We start from the raw sequence: 21,875 nt of genomic DNA on the forward strand, positions 1-21,875 counted from the left end.
TATGACTCCTCACCAGTGTTGCCCCGCGCTCGGTCGTGGACGACGCGTCGGCCGATCCGACCGTTCATCGTCCACGACGCGGCGAGCGTTGCAGTTCGCTTCACCCTATCGGTCGGCGGTTCCCATCGACCCGGGCAGACGATGCACCGGAATGTCGACACCGCTCATCTCGACACCGTCACCGTCGACCGACACGATCGCAACGAGATCCTCGATGTCCTCGGGTTGCAGTCGATCGACCGCGGCGATGTCTGCTGCGGCGAGGAGCGCATGGGTCACCCATTCTGCGGACACGATGTCGGCGGCGTCCTCGGCGGACTCCGCCCGGTCGGTGACCAGAGCTGCACCTGCCGTCACGGCGACCACGCCGGCCAGAACCGCTGCAGCGGAATCGAACCGGGTGGGGACGGCCAGCCGTGAATCGAAGGCCACGGCCCACTCCGCCACTGCGCTCGTCGCCAGTGCAGCGAGTGTTCCGTGGTCGATCACGGTGCCGTCGTCGACCACGACCAACGCTGGGCTGTCGGGTCCCAGCACGTCCGTTCTGTCCGAATACGTCACCGGCCGCACAGAACTCGCGGCAATGGCGTCGACGACGTCCGGATGCCCGAGGTGGATGGTCGTGACGGACCCGGCCCAGCTCGGCGCGTCGTCACCGTCCAGGACGAGGACGGATGCGCCTGTTCGCTCCAGAACGTCGGAGAAGTTCGACGGGGCGATCGGAGCCACAGCTCCGCCTGCCTTGGCCACCGCCCATCGCGTCACGACGGCCTGGGCGTCGTCGGTGACGCTGACGCCCACGACGACTCCGGGCCGGACGCCACGCTCGATCAGTACCCGAGCCATCCCTGAGGACTGCTCGTCGAGCTGACGGTAGGTGGTCTCGACTCCGTCCGACGACAATGCGGGCGCGTCGGGATCTGCCTCGACCGTCGAGGTGAGTACCTGCGGCAAGGTCGAGTCCGACCGGACCGGCACCGCAGTGGAGTCAGCGGTCTGCGGGGTCTCGGTCAGCGCGGCCCGCTCGGCGGCGTCGAGCACGTCGATATCGCCGACGACGACCGCTGGTGTTGCCGCTACCGCGCCGGCGATGCGTGCGAATCTGTCCGCCAGTGACGCGACCGTGGACTCGTCGAACAAATCGGCGGCATACACCCATTCGACGTTCAGGGTTCCGGTGCCGCTGTTCCCGTCGGCGTGCTGGGTCTCCACCGTGACCTGCAGGTCGAATTTCGCCGTCGGCTCGAAACCGCTGACTGGTTCGACCACCAGGTTCGGCAGCTCGAAGCGCGCCTCGCCGTGGGGCTCCACGGACAGAACCGTCTGGAACAGCGGGGTGTACCCGGCGTTCCGGTCCGGTGCGATGGTGTCGACGACCCGCTCGAACGGCACGTCCGAATTGGCGAAGGCCCGCAGGTCGGTCTCGCGTAGAGCGGTCAGCAGCTCTGCGAACGTCGCGTCCGGGTCCACGTCCGTGCGCAGCGCCAGCGTGTTGACGAACATGCCCACCAGTCCGTCGAGCGCCTCGTGCCCGCGGCCGGCGATGGGAGTGCCGACGGCGAAGCTGCGGGAGCCACTCATCCGCGACAACAACACCCCGAGTACGGCGTGCAACACCATGAACAGGGTCGCGTTGTTCTCGCGGGCGATCGCCGCGAGCCCGGTGTGTACCGACTCGTCCAGCTCGACACTCACACTGGCCCCACGCAGGTTCGCGGTGGCCGCTCGCGGCCGATCCCACGGCAACGACACGACCGGGGTGATCCCGCTCAGCTCGTCCGCCCAGAAGGCCAACTGCTGCGACAGAATCGACGTGGGGTCGCTGTCCGAGCCGAGCACCTGCCGCTGCCAGACCGCGAAGTCCGCGTACTGCACCGTCAGCGGTTCGGGCGTGTAGTCGGTTCCCGACGCGGCAGCAAGGTACGCAGTCATGACGTCCCGTGCCAGTGGTGCCATCGATGCGCCGTCTCCGCTGATGTGGTGCATCACGATGACGAAAACGTACTCGTCCGGACCGAAGCGGAACAGTGCCCCCCGGACCGGGGGCGCGACGGTGACGTCGAAGCCCTCGTAGACGAGTGCGCGAATCCGTTCGGCGGTGTCGGAGTCGTTGGGCGCGTCGATGGGAGTCAGATCGGGTACGACCGATCCAGCGTCGACGAACTCCTGATACGGCGAACCGTTCGCATCTTCCGGGTAGCGCGTGCGCAGTGCCTCGTGGCGTTCCACGGTGCTGGACACGGCGGTCTGCAGTGCCGCGACATCCAGCTCGCCGCGCAGACGTAGCGCCAGCGGCATGTTGTAGGCCCCGGACTCGGGGTCGAGTCGGTTCAGTACCCACATGCGCTGTTGCGCGAGCGACAACGGCACGATCTGTCCGGCCGGCCGGCGGCGCAGCGGCACATCGTTCGCGTCGTCGATGCGTGATTCGGCACGCGCGGCGAGTGCCGAGACCGTCGAGGCCTCGAACAGGTCTCGGACACCGACCTTCTTCCCGAGCGCCGCCGACACTCGCGCCGCCACTCGCGTGGCGATCAGCGAGTTACCACCGAGATCGAAGAAGTCGTCGTCCGATCCGACACGCTGGACGCCGAGCAGCTCGGCGTAGATCTCCGCCACGATCTCCTCGACCGGCGTTGCAGGAGCACGGAACTCGCGAACCTCGAACACCGGCTCCGGCAATGCTTTTCGGTCCAGCTTGCCGCTGGTGTTCAGAGGGAATTCGGCGAGCACCATCACCGTCGCCGGCACCATGTACTTCGGCAGCGCGCCACCGACGAAGGTGCGTACCTCGGCCGGATCCAGCGTTCTACCCGGCGCAGGCACCACGTATCCGACGAGCTGGTCGCCGGCACCGGTGGTCGCCACCACGGCCGTGGCCTGGTTGACGTCCGGGTGGGCCAACAGTGCGGTCTCGATCTCACCGAGCTCGATCCGCTGGCCACGGAACTTGACCTGGAAATCGGTGCGCCCGATGTACTCCAAGACTCCTGCAGCGCCAGGCCCCGATCGCCATCGGACGAGGTCTCCGGTGCGATACATGCGCTCGCCGGCAGCCGAGAACGGGTTCGCGACGAAGCGGTCCATCGTCAGGTCGACGCGGCCGAGGTATCCGTCGGCGAGCTGGGTTCCGGCCAGATACAGCTCACCCGCGGTCCCTGCGGCCACCGGATGCAGCCTGCTGTCCAGAACGTAGGCCTGGGTGTTCCATTCCGGCGCTCCGATGGGGACGGTCGCGCCCTCGTCGGTGGATGTCTCCCAATAGGTCACCGTCACTGCGGCTTCGGTGGGTCCGTACAGGTTGTGGATCCCGGCAGAGGTGATCGCACGGAAATCCGTCACCGTCTCCGGGGGCAGTGCCTCACCCACCACATAGACGTGTCGCAGGGACCGGCACTGCTCCTCGGTGGCGTACGCGGCGAACACCGTGAGCATCGACGGCACGAAGTCCGTGACGGTGACGCCGTGCCGGGCGATGCGCTCCGCGACGTACGCCGGGTCGCGGTGGCCGTCGGGGGTGGCGAGGACGACGCTCGCACCGACCTGCAGTGGCAGGAAGAAGCCCCACAGCGACACGTCGAACGTCGTCGCCGTCTTCTGCAGGTAGACGTCGTTCTCGTCGAGCGAGTACTGGTCGATCATCCACGCCATCTCGTTGACGATCGCGCGGTGCGGCACCGCGACGCCCTTGGGCCGCCCGGTCGAGCCGGACGTGAAGATGACGTAGGCGGTGTTCTCCGGGCGTACCGGTGCCAGTCGGTCGGCGTCTGCCACGGCGACTGCCGGGTAGGACGAGAGATCGAGGGTGTCGAGTTCGAGAATCGGGAACCGTTCCGGCAGTCCCGTCCGATCGTGGCTGGTCGAGAGAACGGCGACGGGCACTGCGGCGTCGAGGATGTACTCGATGCGCTCGGTCGGGTGGTCCGGATCGATGGGTACGTATGCGCCGCCGGCTTCCAGGACGGCGTACATGCCGACCATCAGATCGATGCCTCGCCTCATGCCGAGAGCGACGAGCGACTGCGGGCCGACGCCGAGCGAAATCAGGTGTCGGGCAAGACGGTCGACCCGCTCCGAGAACTCGGCGTAGGTCACTGCGGTGCCCTCGTAGAGCACGGCCGTGGCGTCCGGGTTCGCCGCAACCCGAGCCCGGAACGGCGCGGTCAACATGATGCCTGCGTCGACCTCGTGTGCGGTGTCGTTCCAGGTCTCGATCACGCGGGTTCGTTCTGCCGAGCCGAGCAGATCGATATCGCCGACCGCCGCAGTGGTGTCGGAGACGAAGGTCTCGAGAACACCGACCAGCCGGGACAGGATGGAGTCGACGTACGCAGCGTCGAACAGATCGCTGATGTACTTGAGCGTGAACGAGATTCGATCCTCGGCCACGACCAACAACGTCAGTGGGTAGTGGGTGTTGTCGTTCGAGCTCACCGACTCGACGGTCATTCCGTCGATCGCTGCCGCCTGCTGCGTCAACTCGGCTTCGTCCACCGGGTAGGACTCGAAGATGGTGAGGGTGTCGAACAGATTTCCCATGCCGATCGCCCGTTGGATGTCGACGAGTCCCATGTGATGGTGGTCGAGCAGGTCTGCTTGTTCTCCCTGAATCCGGACCAGGTAGTTCTCCACCGTGTCGGCGGGATCGAATCGCACCCGCACCGGGATGGTGTTGATGAACAGCCCGATCATGGACTCGACGCCCGCAAGAGCAGCGGGACGACCGGAGACCGTGGCCCCGAACACGACATCGGTGCGGCCGGTGATGTGTGCGATCAGCAGGCCGTACGCCGCTTGCACCAGCGTGTTGACGGTGACGCCCAATCTGCCACCGAGCGCGACGAGCGACGCGGTGGTCTCGGGATCGACGAAGTGCTCCGCCTCGGCCGAGCGTGCGGAGATCTCTCGTCCGACACTCGGCGGTGCGACGAACGTCGGCTCCTCGACTCCGGCAAGCGCGGTGGTCCACGCACCGAGAGATGCGGCCGGGTCCTGTTGGTTCAGCCAGGCCAGGTACGAGCGGTACGAGCGAACCCTCGGCATCGACGAGGTGGAACCCCGAGCGGCGTACAGGTACAACAGTTCCTTCATCACCAGCGGCAGAGACCAGCCGTCGAGGAGCACGTGATGGTTGGTCATCGCGAGCTTGTAGGTGGTCGGGGTGATCCGCACCAGGACGAAACGCAGCAGCGGTGCGGTGGAGACGTCGAAGTGTCGTCGTTGCTCGGCCGCCAGAGCGTCGGCGACGGCAGTGCCGCGTTCCGGCTCGTCGAGGTGCGAGAGGTCCATCGTCGACCAGGGCAACACGACGTCCTGATGGACGATCTGCACCGTCTCGCCGTCCGCGGTCGCGGTGAACGAGGTACGCAGATTGTCGTACCGGTCCAGCAACGTCTGGGCAGCGTGATGCAGCCGTTCGGCGTCCACCTCGCCGGCCAGGTCGAGTACGACCTGCATCGTGTAGACGTCGATCGACGCATCGGCGAACAACGCGTGGAAGAGCAACCCTTGCTGCAACGGTGCCAGCGACCAGATGTCGGTCAGCTGTGGGTAGCGCGCCTCGAACGACGCGATGTCGGCCTGCGACAGCGCCACCAGAGGCACGTCCGACGGGGTCAGGCCACCCGAGCCGGGTGCCTCGGCGTACGTGGCCAGCGCCGTCAACGCATCGGACCACAGCCCGGCGAGGCGCTCGACCGTGTCCGCGGACACGGCTCCGGTCGGGAATGCGAAGGACGCGCTCAGGACCCCACCCTCGTCGGTGTCGAGCACGATCGCGTTGATGTCGATCGTCTTGTTCGCGGCCATGTCGGCGTCACCGGGCGCGGAGAGCTCACTGTCGGCGGCAGGCAACCAGCCGAGCGCCTTCATCTCGTCCGGGACCTCGCCGGTGTCGACCCGACCCAGATAGTTGAAGCTGATCTGTCCGGTCCCGAGTTCCGCCAGTTCCGCAGCGGTCTCGGAGTTCAGGTAACGGAGCAGTCCCCAGCCCATGCCTCGATCGGGCAGCGCCAGCATCTGTTCCTTGACGGCCTTGACGGCATCGCCGAGCTGCGCCCCTCCAGCGAACGCAGCGTCGACGTCGATTCCGGTCAGGTCGAGGCGGACGGGGAACAGGCTGGTCAGCCAGCCGACGGTGCGCCCCAGATCAGCGCCGGGAACCACCGCTTCCTCGCGGCCGTGGCCTTCGAGCTGCACCAGCGTTGCCGGTGCGGTGACGCCGCGCTCGGACCGCAGTCTCGTGACGGCCAGAGCGAGCCCGGCCAGCAACCCGTCGCCGACACCACCGCGGAAGATCTCCGGAACGGTGGTCAGCAAGGTGCGCGTGACGCCGGGTGCCAGTTCGATGTTCACCCGTTCGAGCGTCGCCACGACGTCGACGGCGGGATCGAAGGGGCGGTTGCCCAACACGGGATCCTCGGTGTCGGCGATCGAACGCCACAGCGGCAACTCGGCCAGCCGCGCTTCGCTCGCTGCCGCGTCGACCAGGGCATGGGTCCACCGCCGCATCGAGGTTCCGACCTCGGGCAGGCTCGGGTCCACTCCCCCGGACAACTGAGCCCAGGCGGACACGAAGTCGGGGACCAGAATTCGCCACGACACTCCGTCGATCACGAGGTGATGCGCCGCGACGGTCAGGGTGCCCGCTTCGTCGGGTCCTCGATCGACCCAGACGAGGGCAAGCATGCGCCCGGCCGTGGGGTCGAGCGTTCCGACTGCATCGTCGAATACTGTTGCGGCCGAATCGGTATCGGCCCGATCGAGCAAAGCATCCACGTCGACGGCACCGATGCCGGCAACATCGAGACCCCAGCCGCGGTCGTCGTGCACCAGGGTCGACCGCAGCACGTCGTGTCGATCGACCACTGCGGTCACCGTGGCGAGAATCCCGGCTCGGTCGATACCGAGCGGCAGCTCCAGCGTGACGGCCTGATGGAAGCGGGACCACCCGCCGCCGCGCTCGATCATCGCGACACCGAACGGGGGTAGCGGCATCCAACCGACGCCGCCGCCGTCGAGTTCCTCGAGCACGACCGCGTCACTGCCCTCACCGACGGTCACGGCGACCTCGGCGAGACCGGCGACGGTCTTGCGCTCGAACACATCTCGCGGACCGAACTGAATTCCCCTGGCCTTGGCACGAGAAACGAGCTGAATCGAGACGATACTGTCGCCGCCGAGCGCGAAGAACGAATCGTCGACCCCGACGGTGTCGAGGCCGAGCACGTCTGCGAAGACCTCGGCAATGATGCGTTCGGTATCGGTTGTCGCCGTGCGGAATTCGGCATCGCTGCCGAATTCGGGTTCGGGAAGCGCTCTGCGGTCCAGCTTGCCGTTCGGCCCGAGTGGGAGGGCATCGAGCACGATGAGCCCGGCCGGAACCATGTATTCCGGAACCAGGGTGGCAACCGACGCGGTGACCGCTGCGGTGTCGATCGTCTCCCCGGCAATGGGCACGACGTACCCGACCAGTAGTTCGCCTGCAGACGGCGTCCGGCGCACGAGAACCACGGCCTGATCGACCGACGGGTCTGCGGTCAGTGCGGCTTCGATCTCGCCGAGTTCGATCCGGAGGCCTCGGAGTTTGACCTGGAAGTCGGTGCGGCCGAGGTACTCGAGTTCACCGTCGCGCCTCCAGCGCACCAGGTCTCCGGTGCGATACATCCGCGAGCCGGCTGCGCCGTGCGGATCGGCGACGAACCGGTCGGCGGTCAGGTCCGGGCGGCCGAGGTATCCGCGGGCCAGTTGCCGCCCGGCGAGATACAGCTCCCCGGGTACCCCGACCGGGACCGGGTGCAGGCGTGCATCGAGCACGGTGACTCGGGTGTTCCACACCGGTGCGCCGATGGGGACCGACACGGTATCCGACGGCAGCACGCGGTGGTACGTGACGTCGACCGCAGCCTCGGTCGGGCCGTAGAGGTTGTGCAGCTCGGTTGCGGGCAGTGCAGCGCGCAGGGCAGCCGCGACCGATGCGGGCAGTGCCTCACCGGACGCGAACACCGCACGCAGACCGGTGCAGTTCGAGACACCGTCCGCGGCTGCGAACACGGCCAGCAACGACGGCACGAAGTGCGCGACCGTGACGCCGCGTTCGGCGACGGTGCTCACCAGATATGCCGGATCGCGATGACCGTCGGGCACCGCGATGACGAGTTCGGCACCGATCTGCAACGGCCAGAACAGCTCCCACACCGACACGTCGAACGTGACCGGCGTCTTCTGCAACACCTTGTCCTGCTCGGTGAGGCGGTACTCGTCCTGCATCCACAGCAGACGGTTGACGATGGCCTCGTGGCTGACCGCAACGCCTTTGGGGCGACCGGTGGAGCCGGAGGTGAAGATGACGTACGCGGTGTCCGCCGGCCGCAGCGGTGCGGTTCGCTCGGCATCGGTCACCGGTGCCGTGGACAGACCTGTCGTGTCGACGGTGTCGACCAGGATCCTGGCGGCGTCGGTCACGAGAGATGTGCCGTCGTGCTCGGTCGTGAGCAGCACCACCGGTGCCGCCGTGTCCAGGATGTAGCCGATCCGTTCGGCCGGTAGATCCGGGTCGACCGGAACGTAGGCACCACCGGCGGCGAGCACGGCGTAGATACCCGTCAGCATGTCGATCGAGCGGCGCATGGCCGTGGCCACTACGGTTTCCGGGCCGACGCCCTCGGCGATGAGCAGACGCGCGAGCGAGTTGACCCGCTCGGAAAATTCGCGGTACGTCACCTGATCGTCGAGGAAGCTCGTGGCGATGTTCTCCGGTGACGCCGCAACTCGGGCCTCGAACAGCGACACCAGAGTCGCGCCGGGATCCACCTCGTGTGCGGTCGCGTTCCAGTCCTCGAGGACGCGGGTACGTTCGCCCTCCTCGAGGATGTCGAGGTCGCCGACGACTCCGTCCGGTGCGTCGGTGAGCGCGTGCAGTACTCGGACGAGCCGGCGCCCGAGAGACGCCATGCTGGACTCGTCGAAAAGATCGGTGGCATAGTCGAATTGCACGTCGATGCCCGCCGCAGCGCCGTGCTCGTCGGTGTTCTCCCACAGCGTCACCTGCAGATCGAACTTTGCGAACGCGCTGCCGAGATCGATTCCCTCGACGCTCAGCCCGGGCAGGGCCAGCGTCTGACGGTTCAGGTTCTGGAACGTCAACATGACCTGGAAGATCGGGTGCCGAGCCTGAGAACGGTCCGGGGCCAGCTCGTCGACGAGCCGCTCGAACGGGACGTCGGCGTGTCCGAAGGCACCCAGGTCGGATTCACGAACTGCGGCGAGTTGCTCCCGCAACGTTGCCGCGGGGTTCACCGCGGTACGCAGGGCGAGCGTGTTGACGAACATGCCGACGAGCTCGTCCAGATCCGCATCACCGCGACCGGCGACCGGGGTTCCGATCGTCACGTCGTCGGTACCCGCCATCGCGCCGAGAAGCACCGCGAGCGCGGTGTGCACCACCATGAAGTTCGTGGCGTTACCGGCTCGGGCGGCCCGAGCGATGTTCGACTGCAGGGTCGAGTCGATCGAGAAGTTGTATGCCGCACCGCGATACGACGCCACCGCTGGGCGCGGTCGGTCGGTCGCGAGATCGAGCTGCGCCGGGGCACCGGCCAGAGCCGACGTCCAGTAGGCGAGCTGCTTCGCCAACGGCGAATCGGGGTCGTCCTCGGAACCGAGAACCTCGCGCTGCCACAGTGTGAAGTCCGCGTACTGCACCGGAAGCGGTGCCCACTGCGGGCTCTCCCCTGCGGCACGGGCGGTGTAGGCGACCATGACATCGCGTGTCAGGGGTCCCATCGAGAACCCGTCCGCGGCGATGTGATGGGCGACGAAAGCCAGTACGTGTTCGGTCTCGCTGACCCGCAGAATCCGAATTCGGACCGGAACAGCTCGGGTCACGTCGAATCCCGCGGACACGAAGTCGCGCAGGGCCTGCTCGATCGAACTCTCGTCGACGTCGTCGACGAGAACCGTCACGCCGGCCTCTGCGGTACCGAGTACCACCTGATGGCCTCGTCCGTCGACCTCCGGGTACACGGTGCGCAGAATTTCGTGCCGCGCCAGCACGTCGTGCACGGCGTTGGTGAGTGCATCGACATCGATGCTGCCGGACAACCGAATTGCGACCGGGATGTTGTTCACGGCGGAGGTCGGATCGAATTGGCTCAGGAACCACATGCGCTGCTGAGCCATCGACAGCGGCACCGAGTCCGGTCGTGTTCGAGCCGTCAGTGCCCGGCGCGCACCGGTACCCACCTCGGACTCGATGGCGCGGGCGAGCGTCTGCACCGTCGGAGACTCGAAGATCGAGCGGACCGGCACCTGAGTATCGAGCGCCGCCCCCAGCCGAGAGACCACCTGGGTGGCGATCAACGAGTTACCGCCGAGTGCGAAGAAATCGTCGTCCAGACCCACGCGCTCCACGGCGAGTACCTCGGCGAACACCGCCGCAACGGTCTCTTCCACCGGGTTGGTCGGTGCGCGGAACTCGGCTGTCTCGAACTGCGGTTCGGGAAGCGCCTGTCGATCCAGCTTGCCGTTGACGCCTCGGGGAAGAGCCTCGAGCACGACGAAGGCCGCCGGGATCATGTACGACGGCAGACGTTCGGCGAGTGCACGACGGATGCCGTCCTGATCCAGCGTCACCCCATCGGCGGGCACGAGGTAGGCCACGAGCCGCGCGCCTGATCCCGTGTCCGCGAGAGCGATCACAGCGACGTCACGAATGTCGTCGAGCGATCCGAGAGCGGCATCGATGTCGCCGAGTTCGATACGGAAACCGCGAATCTTCACCTGGAAGTCGGTGCGGCCGACGTACTCCAGTTCGCCGTCGGCACGCCAGGACACGAGGTCGCCGGTGCGGTACAGGCGGCCGCCGGGGGTGAACGGGTCCGCGACGAAACGCTCGGCCGTCAGATCCGGCCGCGCGAAGTACCCGTCGGCCAGTTGCGTACCCGCGAGATAGAGCTCACCTGCGACGCCGACCGGAACGGGAGTCAGACGCGAGTCGAGCACGTAGACACGGGTGTTCCACTCGGGCGTGCCGATGGGGACGGCCGTGCCGTCGACGGTCGTCACCCGATGCGCGGTCACCGAGACCGCGGCCTCGGTCGGCCCGTACAGATTGTCCAGTCGCGCAGCAGAACTGCGCAGTGCGCGCTCCGCCGTCGCGACCGGCAGCGCTTCGCCGATCGCCAGGATCCGTGTCAGATGCCGGGGTAGGACTCCCGCCGACGCCGTGACCAGCGCATCGAGCACGGACGGCACGGTGTGCAGTGTCGTCACCGATTCCCGGTTCATCAGATCGACGAGGTAGGCGGGATCGCGGTGGCCCTCGGCGTCGGCCACGACGATCGCACCACCGGAGACGGTGGCGACCCAGAACTCCCACACGGACAGATCGAAGGTGGCGGCAGTCTTGAGCAGTACCCGGTCCGTGGTGCCCAGCCCGTAATTGGCGCTCTGCCACAGCAGCTGATTGACGATGGCGGCATGACTCACCGCGACACCCTTGGGTCGGCCGGTGGATCCGGACGTGAAGATGACGTACGCGGTGTTCTCGGGCCGCAGCGGCGAGGTGCGCTCGCTGTCGGTGACGGGCGCGTCCGAGACCTCTGCACCCAGCAGTCGAGGATCGGTGTCGACGAGCAGAACCGGAACCGACTCGAACTGGACATCGTCACGCGCAGTGCTCAACACCAGGGCGGGAGCGGCTACCTCGAGAATGTAGGCGTTACGGTCCGCCGGTTGATCCGGGTCGATGGGCACGTACGCTCCGCCGGCCTTGGCGACGGCGTACATCGCCACGAGCAGATCCATCGAGCGCCTGATCGCCAGGCCGACCGTCACCTGCGGGCCGACGCCGGCACCGATCAGGACGCGAGCCAACCGATTGATTCGACGATCGAACTCGGCATACGACAGCGATTCTCCCGCACGGACCACCGCGATCGCGTCGGGCTGCGCCTGCACCTGTCGGTCGAAGAGCGACACCAGTGTCTGCGCCGCATCGACATCGTGATCGGTGTCGTTCCACGTGCGCACGATCCGGGTGCGTTCCTCGGGTGAGAGCAGCTCGAGATCGCCGATGACGGCCGAGGGATCCTCGGCCACTGCGGCGAGGAGGCGCACGAACCGGTCGGCGAACGTCTCCACCGTGGCGCGATCGAAGAGATCGGTGGCGTAACTGAATTCGGCCGACAGTTCGGCAGGCGACCCGTCCGGGGCGTAGCGGTCCGAGATCGACAGTTGCAGATCGGTTTTCGCGGTCACCGCGTCCGCCTCGACGGCACTCACCGTCAGACCCGGCAGCTCGAACGTCGACTCGGCGAGGTTCTGGAAGGACAGGCCTACCTGGAACAGCGGGTTGCGTGCCGTCGAACGCACCGGGTTCAGCACCTCGACGAGACGCTCGAACGGAACGTCGGAGTGCGCGAACGCAGCCAGGTCCCGCTCACGGGCCTGAGCGAGCAACTGGCGGAAAGTCATCGACGATTCGACCGACGACCGGAAGACCAGGGTATTGACGAACATACCGATCATCGAATCGAGAGCACGCTCACCGCGGCCGGCGATGGGCGTTCCGACGGCGATGTCCTCGGAACCGGACAGGCGTGCGAGCAACACCGCGAATGCCGAGTGCACCACCATGAACAACGTTGCCTGCTCGGTGCGTCCGAGCTCGGCGAGAGCGGCGTGCGTGCCCGCGTCGACGGTGAACCGCACGGCATCGCCGCGGAAACTCTGCGCAGGCGGGCGCGGGCGGTCGGTAGGCAGTACCAACTGATCCGGCAGCTCGGCGAGCGCATCTTTCCAGTACGACACCTGCTGCGCTGCAACCGAATCGGGATCCGATTCGGTACCGAGCACGGTTCGCTGCCACAACGCGAAGTCGACGTACTGCACCTCGAGCGGCTCCCAGTCCGGGGCCGCCCCTGCAGATCTCGCGGTGTATGCGGTCATGACGTCGACGGCCAGCGGGCCCATCGACGCGCCGTCGGCCGACACGTGGTGGACGACGAAGGCCAAGACGTGCTCGTTCTCGTCGACGCGGAACACGCGCGCGTCGACCGGCACCTCGGCGGTGACGTCGAAGCCACGCGTGAAGAATTCGGTCACGGCGGCAACGACGTTCGCACCGGCCACATCTCGGACGCTGAGGTCCATCGGCACCTCGGACGCCGGCAGCACCTGCTGGAACGGGCCCTGTGTCGAGTCCGGGTAACGGGTACGAAGAGACTCGTGGCGTTCGACGACGTCGCGCACCGCCGATTGCAGCGCAGCGACGTCGAGCTCGCCCGACAACCGCACGGCGAACGGAATGTTGTCCACCGACGACGTCGTGTCGAACTGGTTGAGGAACCAGTACCGCTGCTGTGCCGGCGAGAGCGGCGGGCGCTCGGGACGCGGACCGGCCACGAGTGCAGCTCGCCCGCCCGAACCGACAGCGCTCTCCACGTGCGCCACCAGTGCGGCGACGGTGGAGCTCTCGAACAGTGCGCGCACCGGCACGACGGTGTCCAGGGCCGTGCCGAGTCGCGAGACCACCTGGGTGGCGATCAACGAATTGCCGCCCAGGGCGAAGAAGTCGTCGTCCAGTCCCACTCGATCGATGTGCAGGACGTCGGCGAACACTCCGGCGACGATCTCTTCGACCGCGGTGGTGGGTGCTCGGAATTCACGGGCCTCGAACACGGGTGCGGGAAGTGCGGCGCGGTCCAACTTGCCGACCGGGGTCAGCGGAATGGTGTCGAGAACGATGATCGACGACGGAACCATGTAGGCGGGCAGCGATTTTCCGACGAAGGCGGTCAGCTCCTCGACGTCGACGACGGCCCCGCGCGTCGGCAGCACGTAGGACACGAGCGTGGTGACGCCCGACGGCAGTTCGTGCCCGAGGGTGACGGCGAAGTCGACTTCGGGAGCAGCGGTGAGCGCGGAGTCGATCTCGCCGAGCTCGATACGGAAACCGCGCACCTTGACCTGGAAGTCGGTGCGGCCGACGAATTGCAGCTGCAGGTCGTCCGTCCATCGCACGACGTCGCCGGTGCGGTACATCCGTGCGCCGTCGATGCCGTACGGATTGGCCACGAAGCGCTCGGAAGACAGACTCGGCCTACCGAGATAGCCGCGAGCGAGCGCACCGCCCGACAGATACAGGTCACCCGCGACACCGGTCGGAACCGGTTCGAGTCGGGAATCGAGGATGAGCACGGACATGCCGTGAATCGGTCGACCGATGGTGATCGGTTCGCCGGGCGTCAACTGGGCGAAGCTCGAGATGATCGTGGTCTCGGTCGGTCCGTACCCATTGAAGTACTTCCGGTCCCCTGCCCACCGGGCGAGGAGTTCGGGAGTGGTCACGTCGCCGCCCACCGAGAGCACCTCGAGCGAATCGATCCCGTGGGGATCCATCGTGCCGAGCACCGCGGGCGTGATGATCGTGTGAGTGACCCTCTCCGCCTTCAACAATTCGGCCAGTTCGGTGCCGCCGAGAATCGATGCCGGTACCACTACCAACGTGGCGCCGACGGAGAACGCCGCCATCCACTCCAGAACCGACGGATCGAAGTTCGGCGAGCAGACGTGGAGGAACCGCGAGGCCGGTTTCAGGTGATAGAGATCGGTTGCTGCGTCGAGGACGCCGCCGAGTCCGGCGTGCGTGACGACGACGCCCTTCGGCTTGCCCGTCGAGCCCGAGGTGTAGATGACGTAGGCGGGGTTCTGGAACGTGACGGGTCGCAGGCGGGCGGCGTCGGTGACCGGCTCGGCAGAGCGGGTGCGGACCTCGGCCACGAACTCGTCGTCGTCGACGCTGAGCCAGGTCAGGTCCTGCTGTCCGCCGGCGAGCCGATCCGAGTGTGCCCGGGTGGTCAGACCCAGTAGGGCCTCGGAGTCCGAGATCATGTGGGCGATGCGATCCTGCGGATACGTCGGGTCGACGGGTAGGTGTGCAGCTCCCGATTTCGCCACTGCCCAGACCGCGAGCACCATGAAGTAGGAGCGCTGGAATCCCAGAGCCACAACGGATTCGGGGCCGGCCCCGCGCTCGATGAGCACCCGGGCGAGCTGCGAGGACGTCGCATCGAGTTCGGCGTACGAGATCGAGCGGCCCTCGTAGCGAATCGCGGTCGCCGACGGGTCGAGTGCGGCTCCGGCAGCGAAGATCTCGGCCAGAGTGCCGCCGGCCAACACGTCGTCACCGTGGACGTGGGTGAGCCGGTCGTATTCGTCGTCGTAGAGGATGGACAGATCGCCCACCGGGGTGTTCGGTGTCGCCACGATCGCTTCGAGCAGCCAGCGGAAACGTCGCGAGAACACCTCGATCGTGTTCTCGTCGAACAGGTCTCGCGCGTAGAGGAAACCAGCGGCGAGACCGGTGCCGTCGGACTTCTCGTGCAGCGTCAGCGACAGGTCGAACTTGGCGGTGTCGACCTCGACGTCGACCGCCGAGACCGTCAGATCGGGTAGGTGGAATTCGCTCGGCGGCAGGTTCTCGAATGCGATCGCCACTTGAAACAGCGGATGCCTGGCCGTCGTGCGCTCGGGTTCGAGCAGATCGACGAGCCGCTCGAAGGGGATGTCCGCGTGTGCGAATGCATCGAGATCGACGTCCCGGACGTGGCCGAGGAGGTCGGTGAATCCCTTGCTTCGATCGACCGAGGTGCGGAGCACCAGGGTGTTGACGAACATGCCGATCACGTCGTCCAGGACGGGCTCGCCGCGGCCTGCGACGGCGGTACCCACCGCAACGTCGTCCGAGGTGGACATGCGAGCCAGGAACAGCGCGAGAGCACCGTGGAGCACCATGAACAGGGTGGTTCCGGTCGACCGGGCCAGATCGTCGAGCGAGGCACGCAGATCCGCGTCGATGTCGAACTGGAACCGCCCGCCCGAGTACGACTGCACCGCAGGACGCGGCCGGTCGTACGGCAGGGTCAGCTCACTGGGCAGGTCCGCCAGGGCCGAACGCCAGTAGTCCGCCTGTGCTGCCATCAGGCTGCTCGGATCCGCGTCGTCGCCCAGCACGGCGCGCTGCCACAGCGCGAAGTCGGCGTACTGAACCGCCAGCGGCGTCCACTGCGGAGCGTCGCCGGCCACACGAGCGAGGTAAGCGGTCATCACGTCGCGGGTCAGCGGCCCCATGGACCACCCGTCTGCACTGATGTGGTGAACCACGACGACCAGCACGTACTCGTCGTCGGTGACCTGGAACAGTTTGGCGCGCAGGGGAATCGACTGGGTGACGTCGAATCCTTCGGAGGCGAAAGCGATCAGGTCGGCCACCGCACCGTCGGCGGACGGCGTGGTGGGCGTCAGGTCAGGTGCCACCGATTCGGCAGGCAGGATCACCTGGTGCCCCGCTCCGTCCACACTCGGGTAGACGGTGCGCAGTGCTTCGTGCCGGTCGAGAACGTCGACGACCGCCGCGTTCAGGGCCGCAGCGTCGAGTGCTCCGGTGAGCCGGATCGCCACGGGGATGTTGTTGACCGCCGATTCGGGCTCGAATCGGTTGAGGAACCACATCCGCTGCTGGGCGAGAGAGAGCGGAATTCGTTCGGGGCGTTCCTGCGGCACCAGAGGCGCGGAGACTCCGCGGCCGACGTGGCTTTCCAACGCAGCAGCCAAGGCTGCCACCGTGCCTGCCTCGAACATCGTTCGGACGGGCACCGTCGTGCCCAGTTCGGCACCGAGTCGTGCCGCGACCTGAGTGGCGACGAGCGAATTGCCGCCGAGCGCGAAGAAGTCGTCGTCCACACCGACTCGGTCGAGTCCGAGGACCGCGCCGAACACGTTCGCGACGATCTCTTCGACCGGATCGGACGGTGCTCGGTAGGGCGTTGCCTCGAATTCCGGATCGGGCAGCGCTTTTCGATCGAGCTTGCCACTTCCGCCGAGCGGGAACTCGGCCAATTCCACGACGGTGGACGGAACCATGTACTCGGCGAGACGTCCACGTAGCGCGGTGCGTACCCGGTCCACATCGACCGGGCCGTCGGTGGGGACGACGTAGGCGACCAGTTGTTCCCGTCGCACGAGCACCACGGCCTGAGCGATCTCGGGCAGGTCCAACAGAGCCGATTCGATTTCGCCGAGTTCGATACGGAGACCACGCAACTTCACCTGGAAGTCGGACCGGCCCACGTACTCCAGTTCACCGGCGGGCAGCCACCGCACCACGTCGCCGGTTCGGTACATCCGCTCACCGTCGACCGCGAACGGATCGGCGACGAAGCGATCCGCGGTCAGATCGGGTCGGCTCACGTATCCCCTGGCGAGCTGGACACCCGAGAGATAGAGCTCTCCCGATACCCCGACCGGAACCGGCCGCAACGACGAATCGAGAACGCGCACAGCGGTGTTCCACACCGGTGAGCCGATCGGCACCACAGCGGTGTCCGCGTCGGAGACCGCGTGATAGGTCACGTCGACAGCAGCTTCGGTCGGGCCGTACAGGTTGTGTACCGACACCTGTGGGAGTGCGCGGCGCAGCGAATGTGCAGTAGCAGGCGCAAGCGCCTCCCCCGAGGCGAACACCGTACGCAGCGACGCTCCCGCGTCGGGCCTACGCAGCGCCTCCGGCGTGAACACCGACATCATCGACGGCACGAAGTGGACCACCGAAACATGTTCGCGTGCAACGACATCGAGCAGGTAGGACGGATCCCGATGGCCCTCGGGAACTGCGACGACCACCGATGCGCCGACCTGGAAGGCCCAGAAGAACTCCCACACCGACACGTCGAACGTAGCCGGCGTCTTCTGCAACACCACGTCCAGCGGACCGAGAGGGTACTCGTGCTGCATCCACGACAACCGGTTGACGATCGCCGCGTGCGATACGCCGACGCCCTTCGGCCGACCGGTCGAACCCGAGGTGAAGATGACGTATGCGAGGTTCTCTGCCCGCAGCGGTGCCGTCCGCTCCGCATCGGTCACCGGTGCCGACGAGAATTCCGACACGTCCACGGTGTCGATGTCCACCGTCTCCACACCCGGGAACTCGACGTGGTCTCTGGTGCTCGAGAGCACCCGTACCGGCGACGCCGTGCTCACGATGTACTCGTTGCGCTCCGACGGCTGACCCGGGTCGATGGGTACGTAGGCGGCACCGGCCTTGACGATCGCGTACATGCCGACCAGCAACTCGATACTGCGACCGACCGCGAGGCCGACCGTCGAATCGGTGCCGACGCCCACCGACAACAGGTACCGTGCCAGGCGGTTCGCGCGCGCGTCGAGCTCGGCGTACGTCAGCCGATCGTCCTCGAACACCAGGGCTTGCGCGTCGGGGGTCTGCTCGACGCGAGCATCGAACTGCCCCACCAAGGTAGTCCCGCCGGGGATCTCGTGTGCCGGCCCCGAACCGAACGCCAGCACCGACTTCCGCTCGACCGAGTCGAGGAGGTCGATCTCTCCGACGGCTGCGGCGGGCGCTGCGGTGATCGCACGAAGAACACGAACGAACCGTTCTCCGAATCGGGCCATCGTCGATTTCTCGAACAGGTCCGCGGCATAGGTCAGGGCGACGGTCAGGCCCGCGGGCTCCGAGCCGGCCGGAGCCGAATCCCACAACGTCACCTGCAGATCGAACTTCGCCAGGTCTGCCTCGTAGTCGACCGCCGCGATGGTCAGGCCGGGGAGTTCGACCGACGTCCGATCCAGGTTCTGGAACGTCAACATCACCTGGAACAGCGGGTGCCGGGCCTGCGAGCGTGCCGGGGCCAACACGTCCACCAGACGCTCGAACGGCACGTCGGCGTGGGAGAACGCAGCGAGGTCCACTTCCCGGATCTTGCGCAGCAGATCGTCGAACGACGTCCGTGGATCGACTTCGGAGCGCAGCACCAGTGTGTTGACGAACATGCCGACGACGTCATCGAGGGCCGCGTCTCCGCGGCCGGCGACCGGCGTACCGACACTGATGTCGTCGGCGGCCGCGAGCTTGGCCAACAGCACGGCCAGTGCGGCGTGCACGACCATGAACGTCGTTGCGTTGTGGTCTCTTCCGAGCTTCTCCAGCGCGCGGACCAGTTCGGCGTCGATCTCGAACGTGTGCGTGCCGCCGTTGGTCGTGGCGACAGCCGGGCGGGGGCGGTCGGTGGGTAGCTCCAATTGGTCTGGTGCGCCGCCGAGTTGGTGCCGCCAGTAGTTCTCCTGCGCCGAGATCAGAGATTCCGGATCGTCCTCGCTACCGAGGACGGCCCTCTGCCACAGCGTGAAGTCGGCGTACTGCACCTCGAGCGGAGCCCACTGTGGTTCCTGCCCGTCGGTGCGGGCCAAGTATGCGGCCACCACGTCTCGGGTCAGCGGGCCCATCGAGAATCCGTCGGCCGCGATGTGGTGCACCACGAACGCGAGCACGTGCTCGGTCTCGGACGTCTCGAGAAGCACCGCCCGGAAGGGCAGCTGTACTGCCAGATCGAAGGGCCTGAGCGCGAACTCGAGCAGCACGGCGGGAACGTCGGCATCGGTTGCCGTCGCGCGTTCCAATTCCACTGCCACCGCATCGGATTCGAGTACTTGCTGGAAGCCGATGCCGTCGTGATCGGGGTGTACTGTCCGCAGCGACTCGTGCCGGTCCAACACGTCGATCAAGGCCGCCTGCAGGGCGGCGAAATCGAGTTCACCGCTCAACGCGATGGCGACCGGGATGTTGTTGACTGCCGAGTCCGGCTCGAATCGGTTGAGGAACCACATCCGTTGCTGGGCCAGCGACAGCGGCACACGTTCGGGCCGCTGCTGTGCCACCAACGGAGGTCGCGCGTGCGTCGAGCCTGCGGCATCGACCGCCGCGGCGAGTTCGGCGACGGTCGGTGCGTCGAAGAACGACCGCACATCCACTGCTGTGCCCAGTTCCGCGTTGACTCGCGCGATCACGCGGGTGGCGTTGAGCGAGTTTCCGCCGAGAACGAAGAAGTCGTCGTCCACGCCGATACGGTCGATACCGAGAACCGTCTCGAAAATTGCCGCCAGAGCAGTTTCGGTGTCGGTGCCCGGGGCGCGGTACTCGCGTACGAGCGAGGCGAAATCGGGTGCAGGCAGGGCCTTTCGGTCCAGCTTGCCGCTGGCGTTCAGAGGGAATTCGTCCAGCACGACGAACACCGACGGCACCATGTACTCGGGCATGCGGCGGCGCACCGCATCCGCAAGGCCGTCGTGATCGATATCGGGCTCGGTGCTCACGACATAGCCGACGAGCTGCTCGCCCAACTGCGCCTGCGAGTGGTCGGCGTGAACGAGCACCGCGGCCTGGGTCACCTGCGGCTCGGCGAGCAGGGCTTGCTCGATCTCGCCGAGTTCGATGCGGAGGCCACGCAATTTGACCTGGAAGTCGGTGCGGCCGATGTACTCGATCTGGCCGTCGGCGCGTCGTCGCACCAGGTCGCCGGTGCGGTACATCCGGTCCCCCGGCTCACCGAACGGGTCGGCGACGAATCGATCGGACGTCAGGTCCGTGCGTCCGAGGTATCCGCGAGCGAGCTGCACGCCCGCGAGATAGAGCTCTCCCTCGACTCCCCGGGGTGAGCGCCGCAGACCCTCGTCGAGCACGTAGAGGTCGGTGTCGTCGACGGCAGCGCCGATCGGTACCGAGCCGTCCTCCACCTGCTGGGTTCGGTAGTACGTGACGTCGACGGCTGCTTCGGTGGGACCGTACAGGTTGTGCAACTCGGCATCGGAGATCGCGTGGAACGCGTTGACGGTGCGCGCCGGCAGCGCCTCACCGGAGGCGAACACCATGCGAAGCGAATCAGCCTGTGCAGCGGTGGGTTCGGCAACGAAGACCGACAGCATCGACGGCACGAAGTGGGTCACCGTCACGCCGTGCTCGGTGATGATGCGGGCGAGGTAGGCGGGGTCGCGGTGCCCGTCGGGCTCGGCGATCACCAGTGTCGCGCCGATCTGCAACGGCCAGAAGAACTCCCAGACGGACACGTCGAACGTGAACGGCGTCTTCTGCACGACGACGTCGGCCGGGGTCATCGTGTATTCCCGCTGCCGCCAGGAGATATTGGCGACGATCGCGCGGTGGCTCACCGCTACGCCCTTCGGACGCCCGGTCGAGCCGGACGTGAAGATGACGTACGCGAGGTCGTCCTCGCCGAGGCTGCCGAGCCGGTCTGCATCGGTGATGCGGCCTGCAGTCACGCCGGTGACGTCGACGGCATCGACGAGCAGAGTCTGCGTGCCGTCGGGCAGCTGCGGCAGGTCCTCCGATGTCGTGAGCACCAGAACCGGTCGCGCGGTATCGAGAACGTAGGCGAGTCGATCCACCGGGTGCTCGGGGTCCAACGGAACGTAGGCACCACCGGCTGCCGAGATGGCATACATACCCACCAGCAGATCGAACGAGCGGCGGATCGACAGCCCCACCGTCGAATCCGGGCGGACTCCCCGCTGGACCAGAACCCGGGCGAGGCGTTCGACCGACTCTGCGAACTCGCCGTAGGTCCGAGTCTCGTCGCCGAACACGAGCGAGGGCGCGTCCGGGGTCCGCTCGGCCTGATCGGCGAACAGGGTGTAGAGGGTGGTCGCTTCTGGTTCGGCCGGGCTCGACGCCGAGTCGTCGCCACCGAGAACCGTCGCGGCATCGGAGACCACCGACGAGACCACGGCATCGAGACCACCGTCGGTGGCCTCGATGAGGCCGGGAACGGTGTTGGACAGCACGACCGGGACCAGCGCGTCCGGGCCGAGAACCCCACCCATGGCCGTGTCGAGGGTGGTGATCTCCTCGTCCAACCGGGCGTAGGTCAACTCCGTGCCGAGGTGCGCGAGCGCCACGCGGTCCGGTTCGACCGCAGCAACGCTCCGAACCAAGCGCGGAAGGTCCTCGACCGTCAATGCTGCCTCGCGTCGACGTCCAACCGCCATCTAACTTTTCCTCC

The 21,875-nt window shown here is 66.9% G+C and carries 1 protein-coding gene; it reads right to left on the reverse strand.

What is annotated here, in order from left to right; genetic code table 11:
- Positions 1 to 105: 105 nt before the first annotated feature.
- Positions 106 to 21,861 carry a non-ribosomal peptide synthase/polyketide synthase gene (locus QM588_RS17305; RefSeq protein WP_283315113.1) on the reverse strand — a complete coding sequence of 7,252 codons (21,756 nt, stop codon included), beginning with the start codon at positions 21,859 to 21,861 and terminating at the stop codon, positions 106 to 108.
- Positions 21,862 to 21,875: the final 14 nt, after the last annotated feature.

Source organism: Rhodococcus sp. IEGM 1354, assembly GCF_030056855.1.
In the GTDB taxonomy this organism is placed as follows: Bacteria; Actinomycetota; Actinomycetes; order Mycobacteriales; family Mycobacteriaceae; genus Rhodococcoides.

What these genes read in the sequence shown, in the direction of transcription:
- QM588_RS17305 (WP_283315113.1), bottom strand. Translation starts at nt 21,861, where the DNA reads ATGGCGGTTGGACGTCGACGCGAGGCAGCATTGACGGTCGAGGACCTT.